Below are 14,746 nucleotides of genomic sequence, written 5' to 3'. Positions count from 1 at the left end.
TCACATAAAATATTTCTGATTTTTTGTTGATAATTATAATAAGTCGACGGCTTGATATTGTTTTTGTCACAGAAATCTTTGACAGATAAACCACTTTCCTTGCATTCTTTGATTTTAAAATACCAAAATTTATATTTTTCATTTTCGGTAAGTTCCTGTACTGTCATATAGTCTCTCTTCCTTTCCATATAGTTTTTGGAGAATATAAAAACTACAATATAGTTTATGGAGTCTCCACATTCTATATTGTAGTTCTTAAAATTCTATATTTTTATCCACTATTTTATTTGGCGCTTACGATCCATTTAGCATTATTAATGTCTAATCTTACACAACCATGAGATAACCCCATACCAAGACGACCATCTTGTAATGTTCCATTTTTGTTGTATAAAACGGAATGGAATAAATAGTTACCATGGAATTGTGTATACCAGAAACATCTAGAATTTCCTGAATCAAAATAATAACCCCTGCTTTGTACTTTAAATGTTCCACTTACAGTAGGAGTTGATGGTTTTCCATCAGAACAATCCCAATAATATAAGTAAGACCAATTATATGAACTTCCTTTAAAGACACCCACTTTATGAGTCGCTCTATCAACTAAAAGACAATAGTTTGTAGAAGAAGCGTAATTGTTAGCAACGTTAAGCATTACACTTTTTCTATATTCTGTACCAGTTGCATTGAACCCTTTAGTAAATGTTTTTACTGAACCATCTCTTAAAAGTACTTCTGTATGAACCCAATAAGAACCTTCATGTGGAGCATGCCAAGTAGCTGATTTAGAATAGCTATAATCTTGGATTGTTTCCCATCTACCACTAGATAAATCATATGATAAGAATCTATATTGAGCACCACTATCATTTGTAGAAACATCAGTTGAAATATTATAAGTTAAATTTCCTGATTCTAAAACATCCACATTATTGATAGTTGCATATGGATTTTGTACATAGTATCCAGAAATTTTTTGATCGATAACATTATTAGATTGATTGATAATTTGATATCCTAATAAATAAGATCCAGTATTTACGGGTGTCCAATCACATTCATTAACATTTTCTGCAATCGAAGACCATGTGTTTCCATCATATAAAATAAATTTAGTACGAGTTATACAGCCAATAGAATCATAATAAGACGCTGATAAATGAGTTGTACTATTTGGATATCCAACTGAATCAGGTGAAACACTAAATCCAGTAATTGTTGATTTAAATATTCTATGACCGTAAACAGATGTTTTCATCTTTCCATCAGAAGTTAAAGCTTCAACATATAACCAATAATCACCTGCGTGAGTTGGTTGGAAAGACCCCCAGTTGCTTGCAGACCATGGTTTTACGATAGACCATTTTTGAGTAGATAAATCGTATACTTTCCATTGGAATTGAATATTTGGATCATTTGTTTCATAAGCAACACCCATTGTAGTCATAGTACCTGAAGGTAAAACACAGATACCATTTAATTGAAGGGAAGCTCCTTCGTGGTGATGTCCATAAACAGATGTTTGAACATTACCATCACTTGTTTTAGCTTCAACGTAGATCCAAAAATCACCTGCTCTAGGTGGTGTCCATGTAATCCAGTTTCCAGTACGCCAGTCACTTACAACAGACCATTTTTGGTTTTCAACATCATATTGTAACCAACGGAATTGGATGTTTGGATCATTTGTTTCATAAGCAACACCAACATTATCATAAGTTCCCTTTTCTAACAGACAAATCCCATTAAGTGATAAATCAAACCCAGCATTAACTGCATTTAAGTTATTATCATTTTCTTGAGTAGCAATACCTGCATTTTCATCTTCTTGAACATTGACAGGATCAACGTTTTCATCAGTTGATTGAGCTTGTTGAGTTGTTACATCATTTGTAGATGAATCAACAACTTCATCATCTAAGGCAAAAGATACTTTTGCAGAAAAAGCTAAAAGAAAAATAAAAGTACTTAAAGCAATTATATTTTTTAATTTTTTCATATTCCTCTCCTTTCTATTCAACATTATATCACTATCTTTTTATAAATAAAATAAAAGGAACGTATTTCAACGTTCCCCGGCTTATTAACATTTATATAAGTTTGTAATTAATTTTAATAAATCCTTTCCATAAGTTGCAGATGCAGCCCATCCTGTACCATATGGATTATTAGGAATAGATAAATATTCAACATATTTAGCTTTTCCTCTTAAATTGTTATTCCATCTAGGATCAACTTTAGCTAAATTTAAAGAATCAGTAGAAGCATAACATTTTAAATGTTGAATTTGTGCTCTAATACCAGTACGAACATCCCCAAAAGAATTTCCAGGATTTCCGTTACCTGTTGCACCAATTCCAGCAAAGTTATATTGATTTGGTTTAACATCTCCACCAAATTTTAAATAACCTGTTTCAAGCATTGCTTGTGTAAAAGCAACTTCTACTTTAACACCTTCGCTTTCAGCTTCTTCTTTGAAAATTTGACAATAAGTTCTAATATCAGGTGCTCCACCTTGAGTTAAGCAACCATTATATTGAGATTCACCAAATGTATCATAGGTAGCATTACCTTTACCATTTTCATAGAATTTTACCATTTGATCTACAGTAATACTTGAACTTCCCATAATTCTATATAAATTACCTGAATAATCTTCAGATACGGCAAAGCACATTGTTTGATCAGATGTGTAACCATTTGATGTTTTAGCTTGACAGTAAATCCAATAGTTACCGCGTTCTGGTTTCCAAGTAACCCAGTTTGAAGATGAGTTATCTGAAAGAGATTGCCATTGTTTAGTAGTTAAGTTATATGATTTATATGTAAATTTTACATCGCTATCATTTGTGTTATAAGCACTACCTACTAAAATAGAATCTGATTTCATTTGCCATGTATAACCATTTAAATGAACATATGGTCCATAGTCTTTACCAACAGCAAAACACATTACTTGATCAGTTGTATAACCAGTTGATGTTTTAGCTTGACAATAAATCCAATAGTTACCTTTATAAGGTTTCCAAGTTTGCCAGTTAGATGATTTAAATGTAGATAATGTTTCCCATTTTTGCGTATCTAAATTATATGCTTTAAATGAGAATTGAGTACCTGAATCATTTGTATCATAAGCAGAACCAATTAGGATTCTATCATCTTGCATTTGCCAAGTAAAACCATTCAAATTAACATAAGATGCATAGTTTTTACCAACAGCAAAACACATTGTTTGATCATAAGATTTACCGTCAGAAGTTGTTGCTTGACAATAAACCCAATAGTTACCTTTATAAGGTTTCCAAGTTTGCCAGTTTGATTTTTTATTGCTATCTAATACTTCCCATTTTTTAGTATCTAAATTATAAGATTTAAAAGTAAATCTTAAATCTGGATCATTTGTATCATAAGCAGAACCTAGTAAGATTTTATCACCTTGCATTTGCCAAGTGAAACCTTTTAAACGTGCATAATAAGATTCTGCAGCTTGAACGGCAATACCATCATCTGCAGATAAAGTAGTAACTTCAGGAGAAGCACTACGAGCACTCATAGCTCTAGTAGAGTAGTTCTTACCAACAGCAAAACACATTACCTGATTTGTTTTATAGCCATTTGGTAATGTAGCCTCTACATAGATCCAATAGTTTCCTTTTTCTGGATACCATGTTTGCCAGTTTGATGCTTTTTCATTACTTAAAGCAGTCCATTTCTTTGTATCTAAGTTATAAGATTTAAATGTAAATCTTACTCCTGTTGTATTTGTACTATAAGCTGTTCCAATATTGATTCTATCTGAGAATACTTGCCATGTAAATCCATTTAAAGATACATATGGAGCATAGTTTTTACCTACCGCAAAACACATTACTTGGTTTGTTGTATAACCATCTGGTGTTGTTGCTTCTACATAGATCCAATAGTTTCCTTTTTCTGGCAACCAAGTTTGCCAGTTAGAAGTTTTGTTTTCTCCTAATGTTACCCATTGATGTGTACTTAAATTATAAGATTTAAAAGTAAATCTTACATTAGTATTAGCTTCATAGGCCGTTCCAATAAGAATGCGATCATCATGTACTTGCCATGTGAATCCTTTCAATGTAACATGGGGACCTTTAGATAAACCTAAATAGTTTGCAATAGCAGTTGCATCTGCAACACCAATATCATGATATCTATTTGTAATATAGTTTGCATCAGAATAGTTATCAACAAAAGCGTGTTCAACAATCATTGAATTAATTCCATGTTCAACGCCATGTTTAATAACAGTATATTTATCAACACCGTTTGCACCTGCATTTACTTTAACAGCACTTCCATGTGCAGAAAGACCTAAAGCTTTTAGTTGAGCAACAATTTTATTAGCTAGATTAGCTCCTTGTGAATAATAAGCAGAATTGTTAGATACATAAACTTCAGCACCATGTGCAGAACCGTTTGCAGAGTTTAAATGTAAAGCGATGTAAAGATCAGCACCTTTGCTGGCAGCATCTCTAACTCTGTTTGTATTGCATTGAACAGAAGATGTGCCAGGATAAGGACAGCTACCTGAATCATCACGACACATATGAACTTCAACATTACGATATTGTTGTAATTCATCACGGCATGCTTGAGCAATGGCAAGAGTATAAGTTTCTTCTTTGATTCCGTTTACTCCTCTTGCACCAGTATGAGTGTTATCATGTCCAGCATCTAAGTAAACAACATAGTTTCCGTTATGACTTCTGGCTTTAACGCTTTTTACAGCATCTAAAGCTTCATCTAAACTTGTTGCTTCAACGACTTTCATTGAAGAATCATTTGCATATTCTTCAACTTCTTCATCGCAATTATCTAATGATTGAGTAGAAACACCATTTACAACTGAAAATGAAGCGTTATAGTCAGAGGTAAATGTTGATTGATAAACATTACCATCCATTTCAAAAGTCATAGAAGACAATTGATAAGTACCTTCAGTTAAGTTTTCAATTTTAAATAATACTTCTGAATCATTTTGATTGCTAGAATTTACTTGATAAGATTTATTACTAGAATCTGTATAAGTTAAAATTGCATTTGATGCATTTTTATATTCATCTTTAAGAGATAAAACAACATTTTCATAACTGTTTGTTGTTTCAGTTTCTTCTAAATAAACATAGTTAATTAAATCATTTTCACTAATATTAGCAATTTGTTTTTGAGTAATTTCATTACTATTTGTTGGTGCTACTTCATCAAGCGCAAAAACAGGTGATAATGTCATTGACAATACTGTAAATGTTAATAATGCCTTTAATATTAGTTTTTTCAAATTTCCCCTCCTTCTACGGGGTATATTATAGCATATAATTATGTGATTCAAAGGTTTCTAAAATAAAAAAATTAAATTTGTTATATTGTAGAAAAAGTGTAGAAAATATATAATAAAATAAAGGAAGGTGGAAGTTATGAAAAAAGCACTAAAATTATTTGTATGTTCTTTTTTACTTTTAGGGGTTTTTGGATGCAGTAATTCAAATAATCAATCGAATACTCAGTCTGATAAAAAAGATACTGAAGTTAAAGAAGAAACAAATAAAGCAGATGATAAAAACACAATTAATACAAAAGATGACACTAAAACAGCAGCTACACTAGAAGAAAAATATGATCAATTACAAAAATCTTTAGAAAAAGAAGATGGTTATGTTGTAGATGATCAATTAAGCTATAAAGAAGATGAAGCAAATGGTTTAAAATATTCGCAATGTATTGAAAAAAATACAAATTCTTCTTATGAAATTTATAGTAAAGCTGTTTACTATAATGAAGACAGTGCAAAAAGTACAGAAAGTCAATGGAATGAAACAAAAACAACCTCTGATGGAAAAACTGTAGGAATTACTTATAATGAAGAAAAAGAAGCTACATATTATTACTATAGAGATGGTAATGTTATTATTTCTGCAGGTGGATACGGTGCCAATGATCAAGTACTAAACAATTTAAAGAAATATTATAGCTTAGAAATTCAATAATACAAAAACACTCCTGAGGGAGTGTTTTTATGAAATTGTTATGGGGGTCGACCTATCACTATAAAATTTAGCGGGGTCGCCTTTTTTGCGTTACCTCTAAACTTCTACGGGGTTTTCCTATAAAAAAATCAAATAAATAACATAGTCAGAGAAAAAATAGGAAATAGGTTTATATAACAAAATATAATATCATTTCAAAAAAGACATCAATCATTGCCTTAAACAGGTAATAAATATGATGTCTTTTATTTTTAACTCTAAATTAGGTATGGGGTAAGTATCCCTATAAAACTTTAAAGGATACTTTGATGAAACCCCATCAAAGTTTAGCGTGCCAACAATCTTTATTTATTTTTAAAAACCCTTTTAACTTTATGATATCCTTTATATAAAACAGTATTTTGTATTTTTTGAAGTTGAGCTGTTGTTTGTTCTAATTGATTAACAGTTTCAAGATATTTATCCTGTAATTGTTGATGCTCATATTTTAAATTTTCTAATTGAATATGTGTTGCTCGGGCGAGTTGATCAAGATGAGAAAGTTGATCAGTTATATCATCATAATTTTTACATTTTTCATAGAAATTATTGATTTCAAAGATTGCTTGAGAGAATTCAAGATAGAATTGATTTCTATCTTTTTCTTTATAATCCTCTTCTAAAATATGACACATGTTATCGAAATGATGATTGATATTAACTATCTTTTGATCTAGTTCAACATGGCATCCCTCTGTTTTAATTGATTGAATTGTTTTTTCTAATTCATGAGAGTTTGTAATATAGTATTGAGGAATATTCAATGTTTTAAATAAATCTTTTGTTTTTCCATTATGCATATAATCATAACCGATAGCACTATTAGAAAAACTAAGTGCGGTAACCGCCCCATGGAAACTTACGCCTATATATAACTTACAACAAGCTAAAAGTGACATAATATCCATCATATTTAAATTTTCACCTAATACTGTAAATGCGCCATCTTCACCATAAGTGTTGATTGAATATTCATTTATCCTATTTAAAATAGCTTGATCATTATGTGTATAGGCAATAGGAAGTAAAACAATATCATGACCTTCACATTTAAGCTTATATAAATTCTCAACTAGTTCAGGAATTTCATTTTCAGGTAAATGAATATTGGCGTGATAAATCACATAAGAATCAGATTGAATAATTTTATTTTTTATAGACATTAAATCTTCTTTTTTAAAAAGAATTTTCATTATAAAAGCCGAATCAAGACAGGTATATATTTTATCGGCTGGAATATTACATGAAGTTAGAATATCTTTTGTATATTGATCTCTTACACTCATATAATCAACTGTTGTACATAAGCAACGTGTAAGAGGTTTATAGAAATAATCAAATTCATGGAAACCTCCAGGTAAATTCCAAATCAGTTTGACTTTATTATTATAAGCAAATAAAGAAGGGATGACCCAAGTTTCAAAAACTTTATAATCTACAAATTCTGTAGAGTTTTTATCTAATAATTGTTTACCACTAGCGTAATGTAAAATACCTCCCCCACCAACTATAACAGCATCAAAATGATAACGATCATGAAGTTCTTGAAGCTTATAGAGTGGATAAACTTCGTAGTTTTGTTGATAGCCTTGTTGAACATCACCTATTGGAGAAAAAAGAAATAATTCACAGTCAATTCCTTTTTTTTTCATTTTTTCCCTAAAAATAAGAGGAAAGAGGTGATCACCATAGTTTTCAATATCAAAAACACCAGTAAATGCAATATTATATTTTTTCATTTCAATTTCCTTTCTATTATATCTTTAAATAGTAAGAATCTACTATTTTATTGCATTATAGCATGATAATATGAAATATTAAATAAGATAAAAATGGGAATAAGGGTTTACAAATTACAAAATTTAGTTAATATAGGTGTGATTGATAATATATCAGAGTAAGCAAGGTATATTTAAAGTACATTTTATGGTAATATGTAGTAGAAAAAAGAAAGGGATAGAAGATGAAAGTATTAATTACAGGCTCTAAGGGTCAATTAGGTATTGCTTTAAATAAACTATTATCAAAACGAAATGATATAGAAATAGTGGATACTGATATTGATGATATGGATATTACAAATATCGAAGATGTAAGAAAAGTATTAAATAAATATAATCCAAATTATGTGATAAATTGTGCAGCATATACAAAAGTGGATGAATGTGAAACACATCAAGATCTTGCATTTAAAGTAAATGCAGATGGTGTGAAAAATATTGCTGTTGTAACCAAAGAAATAGATGCAACACTTATTCATGTTTCAACAGATTATGTTTTTGATGGAACAAAAAAAGAGGCATATAACGAAGATGATAAAACAAATCCACAATCTGTTTATGGAAAATCAAAAAAAGCAGGAGAAGATAATGTTATAAGTACTCTTGACAAGTACTTTATTGTTAGAACGGCATGGTTATATGGCATTGGTAGAAATTTTGTTAATAAAATGTTAGAATTATCAGAAAAAAATAATTCAATCAATGTTGTATGTGATCAAGTAGGGAGTCCTACAAGTGCTACAGAAGTAGCAAAAGTCATTGAATTATTATTATCTTCTAATAAATATGGAATCTACCATGCAACTTGTGAAGGACATTGTGCATGGTCAGATTTTGCAGAAGAAATTTTTAAATTATGTAAAAATGCAACAAAAGTGACTAAGGTGAAAACAACAGAGTATCCATCTTCTGTTAATAGACCAGCAAATTCGGTTTTACAAAATAAGAAATTATTAGATAACTTTAATTACAAAATGGAAGATTGGAAAGTGGCAATAAGAAAATACCTTTTGGAGGAAAATAAAATGAAAAGAAAAGTATTAGTAACAGGTGCCAATGGATATGTTGGGAGACATGTTGTAAAAGCACTTTTAGATAAAGGATGCGAAGTAATTGCATCAGACTTTAAATTTGATGGAGTAGATGAAAGAGCACAAAGAAACACAACACCGATTTTTTCGGATGAAGAAAATCTTTATGAAAAATTAGGAAGTCCTGATGTTGTTGTTCATTTAGCTTGGAGAAATGGTTTTGTTCATAATGCAGATACACATATTACAGATTTACCTAACCATTATAATTTTATTAAAAAAATGGTGGATGCAAAACTTCCTCAACTTGTCGTTATGGGAACAATGCATGAAGTTGGATATTGGGAAGGTGCAATTAATGGTGATACACCAACGAATCCAACATCAATGTATGGAATTGCGAAAAATACTTTAAGAGAAGCAGCTTATTTATTAACAAAAGGTTCAAAAACACAATTACAATGGTTAAGAGCTTATTATATTATGGGGGATGATTTAAAGAATAACTCCATTTTCTCTAAATTAGTTGCAGCAGCAAAAGAAGGAAAAGAAACATTCCCATTAAATTCAGGTAAAAATCAATATGATTTTATTCAAATTGAAGAACTTGCTCATCAAATTTCAGCTGTAGCTATGCAAAATGAAGTTGATGGAACAATCAATGTTTGTACAGGAAAACCTATGCCGTTAGGTGAAAAAGTAGAACAATTTATAAAAGATAACCATTTTAATATTAAACCTCAATATGGAGTATTCCCAGATAGACCTTATGATTCACCAGGTGTTTGGGGAAATCCAGATAAAATTAATAAAATTTTAGGTAAAGATTAGAAAGGTAATTTATATGAAAGTAATTAATAATAAAAGATTAGGAATCTATTTCTTTTATGATAAACAAGGTATTGTAGATAGATTTGTTCCGTATTTTTTAGATGATTTATGTAAAAACTTAACAAAACTTATTATCATTTGTAATGGAAAATTAAATGATGAAGGTAAAGAAATTCTTTCAAAGTATGGTGAAGTTATTGTAAGAGAAAATAAAGGTTTTGATGTTTGGGCTTATAAAACAGCATTACAACATGTGGGTTGGGAAGAGCTAGAAACTTATGAAGAAGTTGTGATGTTAAATAGTACAATCATGGGACCAATGTATTCATTAAGTGAAACATTTACTAAAATGAATGATAAAGATTTAGATTTTTGGGGCCTTACAAAATATTTTAAATATGATGGAGATCCTTTTGGATGTATAGAATATGGATATATTCCAGATCATATTCAATCACATTTTATTGTTTGTAGAAATTCTTTAGTAAAAAGCAAAGACTTCCATGATTATTGGGATCATATGCCAATGATTCATAATTATTCAGAAGCTATTGGGAAACATGAAGCTATCTTTACAAAACATTTTGCGGATATGGGATATAAATGGGATGTTTCTGTAAATGTTGATGAATTAAGAAATTACAGTGGATATCCTTTAATGATGTGTCCAACAAAACTTATTAAAGAATATCGTTGCCCAATTTTTAAAAGAAGAAGTTTCTTCCATGATAAAGATGATTATTTAAGAAATACAACAGGTGAAAGTGTTACAGAACTCTATAACTATATTAAAAATGAAACAGATTATAATGAAGATTTTATTTGGGAAGCAATATTAAGAGATTATCATCAATCTGATATTGTGAAAAATATGAATTTAACGTATATTATGCCTTCAAAAGTAAAATATCAAAATACTTTTAAAAGCAAAATTGCTTTAGTAATTCATTTATATTTCCCTGATTTATTAGAAGAAAATAGACATTATATTGAATCAATGCCAAAAGATGCAGATATCTACATTACGACAAATACTCAGGAAAAGAAACAAGCAATTGAAAAAGCTTATAAAGATTTACAGTATAATCATTTAGAAGTAAGAATTATCGAAAACCGTGGACGTGATGTAAGTAGTTTATTAGTGGGTGTGAAAGATGTCATTATGAATTATGATCTTGTCTGCTTCGCTCATGATAAAAAGACGGCACAAGTAAAACCGGGAACAAGTGGGGCTTCATTTGCATACAAATGTTTTGAAAATACATTATCGAACAATAATTATGTAGAAAATATTATTTCTACTTTTGAACAAAACCCACGCCTTGGGTTACTAACACCACCAGAACCAAATCATGATGCTTTTTTCCCAACTTGTGGATTTGAATGGGGACCAAACTTTGATAATACGAAAAAATTAGCGGATGAACTTGGTTTAACGGTACCAATGTCAGCTTACAAATCACCTGTAGCACCTTTAGGAACAATGTTTTGGTTTAGACCAAAAGCAATGCAACCTTTATATGCAAAAGATTGGGAATATAATGATTTCCCACCAGAACCAAATGGTATAGATGGTTCTTTATTACATGCTATAGAAAGAATTTATCCATTTATTGTACAACAAGCAGGATATTATCCAGCTGTTGCAATGACTGAAGAATTTGCAGCAATTGAATATCAAAATCTTCATCATTATGTTCAAGGTTATAATAGAGTTATGGTAGGAAATGGTGTTGGACCTTATTATAAACAAATGATGGGTGAAATGAACTATATCATGGTTATGCAACATTCATGTAAGTATTTAATAAAAAAATTAATTAAAAATATTTTAAAGAAAATATTTCCATTAAGTTTTTTAAAAGCAGTAAAGAAAAAAGTAAAAAAAGAAGATAAATAATGTTATAATAACACAATAAGAAGGTGATTCTAGTAGATGAATGCGATAGAAATAAGAAATATGTATAAAGATTTTAAACTTGTATATGATAAACCTACAACTTTAAAAGAAAGAATATGTTTTTGGAAAACAACAAAGGTTCAAAAAAGACAAGTTTTAAAGAATATCAATTTAGATATAAAAAAAGGAGAAACTGTTGCTTTAATAGGAACAAACGGAAGTGGTAAATCAACTTTATTAAAATTGATGACAAAGATTCTGTATCCTAATAAAGGAACGTTAGAAACACATGGAAAACTTACTTCTTTACTTGAATTAGGAGCAGGTTTCCATCCTGATTTTACAGGAAGGGAAAATATTTATTTCAATGCAGCAATTTTTGGTTTAACACGACAAGAAATTGATAAACGTATTGATGAAATTATTGAATTTTCAGAACTTGGTGATTTTATTGATAATCCTGTAAGAACATATTCTTCAGGAATGTATATGCGACTAGCTTTTTCCATCGCAATTAATGTTGATGCGGAAATTTTACTTATTGATGAAATTTTAGCGGTAGGTGATCAACACTTTCAAGATAAGTGTTTTGCAAAATTAAAAGAGATGAAAAAAAGTGAAAAAACCATTGTTATTGTTACACATAGTTTAGGACAAGTAAGAGAATTATGTAATAGAGCGATTTGGATTTATAATGGAGAGGTACGTATGGATGGTACACCAAATGAAGTAGTAGATGAGTACCTAAAGGTATGTCAGTAGGTGATAAGATGAGATTATTTAAAGATTTATATCAATATAGAGAATTATTAAAAACGAATGTAAAAAAGGAAATTAGAGGAAAATACAAGGGCTCTTTTTTAGGTGTGCTATGGTCTTTTATTAATCCTTTATTACAAGTTTTAGTATACGCTATTGTTTTCCCATTCATTATGAGATCAAGTCCAGATCATTTTATTGTTTATTTAGTTATTGGTATTATTCCTTGGAACTTCTTTATTACATGTATGAACCAAGGAATGATTACGGTAAGAATGAATGCAGGAATTATAAAGAAAGTTTATTTTCCAAGAGAAATATTACCATTATCTGTTACTTTAAGTGGATTGGTTAATTTCTTTATTTCATGTATTGTTATTATATTATTCTGTATTTTTGGTGGTGTTGGACCACTATCGTGGCATGTTATTTTAGTACCAATCTTTGCTTTTATTCAATTTTTATTTACTTCAGGATTGGTTTTTGCCTTTAGTGCAATTAATATTTATATTAAAGATACGGAATATATTATTCAGTTCTTTATTAACTTATTATTTTATGCAACACCAATTTTATATGAAGCAACATTATTGCCAGAAAGAATTAGATGGGTTCTTTATTTAAATCCATTAACTCATTTAATTGAAACATATAGAGATTTATTTATGTATCACACACTTCCATCTTTAACAAGTGTAGGATATCTTATCTTTATTACGCTCATTGTTTTATTTATTGGATATGCAATATTTAAAAAATTAGAAAAAGGTTTTGCAGAAGAAGTATAATGAAAAAAATAACAACTTTTTTGATATTTAGTTCATTTATCCTCTCCATTTTTTCTTTTTCTAATGTACAAGCTATAGAAGATGATCGTTCTATTGTTTCTGTTATGGGTGATAGTCTTTCAACTTATAATGGATATACAAGAGGGATGAAATATTATTCTTTTTACAGCCCAGAGCATATGTCGGTTTCACAAACATGGTGGATGAAATATATTAATGATCATTCTATGCGATTAGGCGTATGTGAGGCCTTAGGCGGTTCTAAAGTGGGATGGTATCAAGGTGATCCATCAGGATATGATGCTACAAAATGTATGGCTAGTCAGGAAAGAATCGATGCTTTGAATGATAATGGGACACCTGATGTTATTTTGTTTTTTGGTGGCACTAATGATATTGGTGGGACACCTTTAGGAAACTTTACACCAGGACAAAATATAGGAGATGTTGGTACATTTTATAATGCTTATCAAACAGCAATCTATCGAATGAAGACGTCTTATCCAAACGCTAAAATTATAAGTATTACACCTTATTATAGAAAAGAAATATGGGGTCCACAATGGCAAGTAGATGCTTATGTGGACGCTATAAAAACCGTATGTCAATATTACGGTGTAGAATGTTATGATTTAAGAAATGCAAATATTGATAAAACAAGAGATATGTGTAGTGCTGACTATTTACATGTAAATATTTCTGGTAATGAAAAAATTACTTATTATATGGAAAATGGGTATGCAAAATTAGATGCCACAGATATTGATTTTACAAATAGCAATGGATTGATAAATGCAAGTTATAATGCAGGTGGAAATTCACAAACTCTTTATGAATTCATGATTTATGATTGCACAAAATCTAAATGGATTTGGTCAAGTGGCTATCAATCAAGTAATCAAATAAGCTATAGTGTACCTAATTCTGGATGGTATTGGATTTATGCACTTGCAAAGAACCCTAACGGTGATCAAATCAATCACGTTAGTGCATTCTATGTCCAACCACAGACATTAAATAGTATTGGATATTCTTTTAACAGTACATATATTCAATTGAATGCACAAGGTACAGGGATTAATTCTCAAAATAAATTTAAATGGCAAGTATACAACATTAGTGAACAAAGATGGAGTACATTATCAAGTACCTCATCAAGTGTACAATGGCAACCTAATAAAGGAAGTTATTTAATTAATTGTGAATTACTTAATTCTAATTCGGAAAAGATTTCATCAAAATTAATTGGATTTAATGTTGAACATAGTTACCCAGCTTATATAGATGGAAAATATGAAGGATCAAATCCTTATGGAAGAGGTGTCTTATTAGGCGTATCTTCTAATGTAAATCCTAACCAAGGATACTATTATGAAATTTTATTATTAGATTGTCAAAAATATTTAAATGGTAATCCAAAACCATGGGTTTATGGTACTGGTTTAAAAAAGGTAAGTAGTGGAAGACATTTATGGACGACTTATGCTCCTAATGAAAATGGATATTATTGGACATACTATAGACTATATAACGAATCAGGACAATTGATAGATGATCATTGTTATGGAGCATTTTTAACAAAATAAAAAAGAGGGAGGTTAATTCA

General features: G+C 29.8%; 10 protein-coding genes. 6 read left to right on the top strand and 4 right to left on the bottom strand.

Annotation, left to right across the window (positions count from 1 at the left end):
- The 3 genes from tnpA to C7U55_RS09075 all read right to left on the bottom strand — a co-directional run.
- Positions 1 to 167, bottom strand: a 167-nt coding sequence (gene tnpA, locus C7U55_RS14250; RefSeq protein WP_396130014.1) for an IS66 family insertion sequence element accessory protein TnpA, incomplete at its 3' end; no start/stop codon positions are given.
- A 116-nt stretch (positions 168 to 283) separates the two neighbouring features.
- Positions 284 to 2,002, bottom strand: a complete 1,719-nt coding sequence (locus C7U55_RS09080; protein ID WP_204638421.1) for a L,D-transpeptidase — start codon at positions 2,000 to 2,002, stop codon at positions 284 to 286.
- Positions 2,003 to 2,086: 84 nt separating this feature from the next.
- Complete coding sequence (locus C7U55_RS09075; protein ID WP_106988290.1) at positions 2,087 to 5,305, bottom strand: N-acetylmuramoyl-L-alanine amidase; 3,219 nt, start codon at positions 5,303 to 5,305, stop codon at positions 2,087 to 2,089.
- Between the two features lie 136 nt (positions 5,306 to 5,441).
- Between C7U55_RS09075 and C7U55_RS09070 the strand changes: the two genes are divergently transcribed.
- Positions 5,442 to 6,011, top strand: a complete 570-nt coding sequence (locus tag C7U55_RS09070; RefSeq protein ID WP_106988289.1) for a hypothetical protein — start codon at positions 5,442 to 5,444, stop codon at positions 6,009 to 6,011.
- 344 nt (positions 6,012 to 6,355) lie between these two features.
- Here C7U55_RS09070 and C7U55_RS09065 read toward each other — a convergent pair whose 3' ends face one another.
- The gene (locus tag C7U55_RS09065) at positions 6,356 to 7,789 is read right to left on the bottom strand and encodes a polysaccharide pyruvyl transferase family protein (protein WP_106988288.1); all 1,434 of its coding nucleotides are present in this window, start codon (positions 7,787 to 7,789) and stop codon (positions 6,356 to 6,358) included.
- A 224-nt stretch (positions 7,790 to 8,013) separates the two neighbouring features.
- Between C7U55_RS09065 and rfbD the strand changes: the two genes are divergently transcribed.
- The 5 genes from rfbD to C7U55_RS09040 are packed head-to-tail and all read left to right on the top strand — an operon-like array spanning position 8,014 to position 14,726.
- Positions 8,014 to 9,693 carry a dTDP-4-dehydrorhamnose reductase gene (rfbD, locus tag C7U55_RS09060; protein ID WP_106988287.1) on the top strand — a complete coding sequence of 560 codons (1,680 nt, stop codon included), beginning with the start codon at positions 8,014 to 8,016 and terminating at the stop codon, positions 9,691 to 9,693.
- A gap of 13 nt (positions 9,694 to 9,706) precedes the next feature.
- Positions 9,707 to 11,593 carry a rhamnan synthesis F family protein gene (locus C7U55_RS09055; protein ID WP_106988286.1) on the top strand — a complete coding sequence of 629 codons (1,887 nt, stop codon included), beginning with the start codon at positions 9,707 to 9,709 and terminating at the stop codon, positions 11,591 to 11,593.
- Positions 11,594 to 11,629: 36 nt separating this feature from the next.
- Positions 11,630 to 12,355, top strand: coding sequence for an ABC transporter ATP-binding protein (locus C7U55_RS09050; RefSeq protein ID WP_227213152.1), 726 nt, complete (start codon positions 11,630 to 11,632; stop codon positions 12,353 to 12,355).
- Positions 12,356 to 12,363: 8 nt separating this feature from the next.
- A complete protein-coding gene (locus tag C7U55_RS09045) occupies positions 12,364 to 13,140 on the top strand; it encodes an ABC transporter permease (RefSeq protein WP_048924817.1) in 777 nt (258 codons plus the stop codon).
- Entirely contained in the window at positions 13,140 to 14,726 is a 1,587-nt protein-coding gene (locus C7U55_RS09040; RefSeq protein WP_106988285.1) for an SGNH/GDSL hydrolase family protein, read from the top strand. The genes C7U55_RS09045 and C7U55_RS09040 overlap by 1 nt, the downstream gene beginning before the upstream one ends.
- Positions 14,727 to 14,746: the final 20 nt, after the last annotated feature.

It is taken from the genome of Faecalibacillus faecis (genome assembly GCF_003024675.1).
GTDB classification, from domain to species: Bacteria; Bacillota_I; Bacilli_A; order Erysipelotrichales; family Coprobacillaceae; genus Faecalibacillus; species Faecalibacillus faecis.
The sequence above is the reverse complement of the archived record's forward strand: the minus strand, read 5'-3'. Positions and strand labels throughout refer to the sequence as shown.

Bases quoted from the DNA above. Each gene is read 5' to 3' on its own strand.
- C7U55_RS09080 (WP_204638421.1), bottom strand. From the start codon at position 2,002: ATGAAAAAATTAAAAAATATAATTGCTTTAAGTACTTTTATTTTTCTT.
- C7U55_RS09070 (WP_106988289.1), top strand. From the start codon at position 5,442: ATGAAAAAAGCACTAAAATTATTTGTATGTTCTTTTTTACTTTTAGGG.
- C7U55_RS09065 (WP_106988288.1), bottom strand. From the start codon at position 7,789: ATGAAAAAATATAATATTGCATTTACTGGTGTTTTTGATATTGAAAAC.
- rfbD (WP_106988287.1), top strand. From the start codon at position 8,014: ATGAAAGTATTAATTACAGGCTCTAAGGGTCAATTAGGTATTGCTTTA.
- C7U55_RS09055 (WP_106988286.1), top strand. From the start codon at position 9,707: ATGAAAGTAATTAATAATAAAAGATTAGGAATCTATTTCTTTTATGAT.
- C7U55_RS09050 (WP_227213152.1), top strand. From the start codon at position 11,630: ATGAATGCGATAGAAATAAGAAATATGTATAAAGATTTTAAACTTGTA.
- C7U55_RS09045 (WP_048924817.1), top strand. From the start codon at position 12,364: ATGAGATTATTTAAAGATTTATATCAATATAGAGAATTATTAAAAACG.
- C7U55_RS09040 (WP_106988285.1), top strand. From the start codon at position 13,140: ATGAAAAAAATAACAACTTTTTTGATATTTAGTTCATTTATCCTCTCC.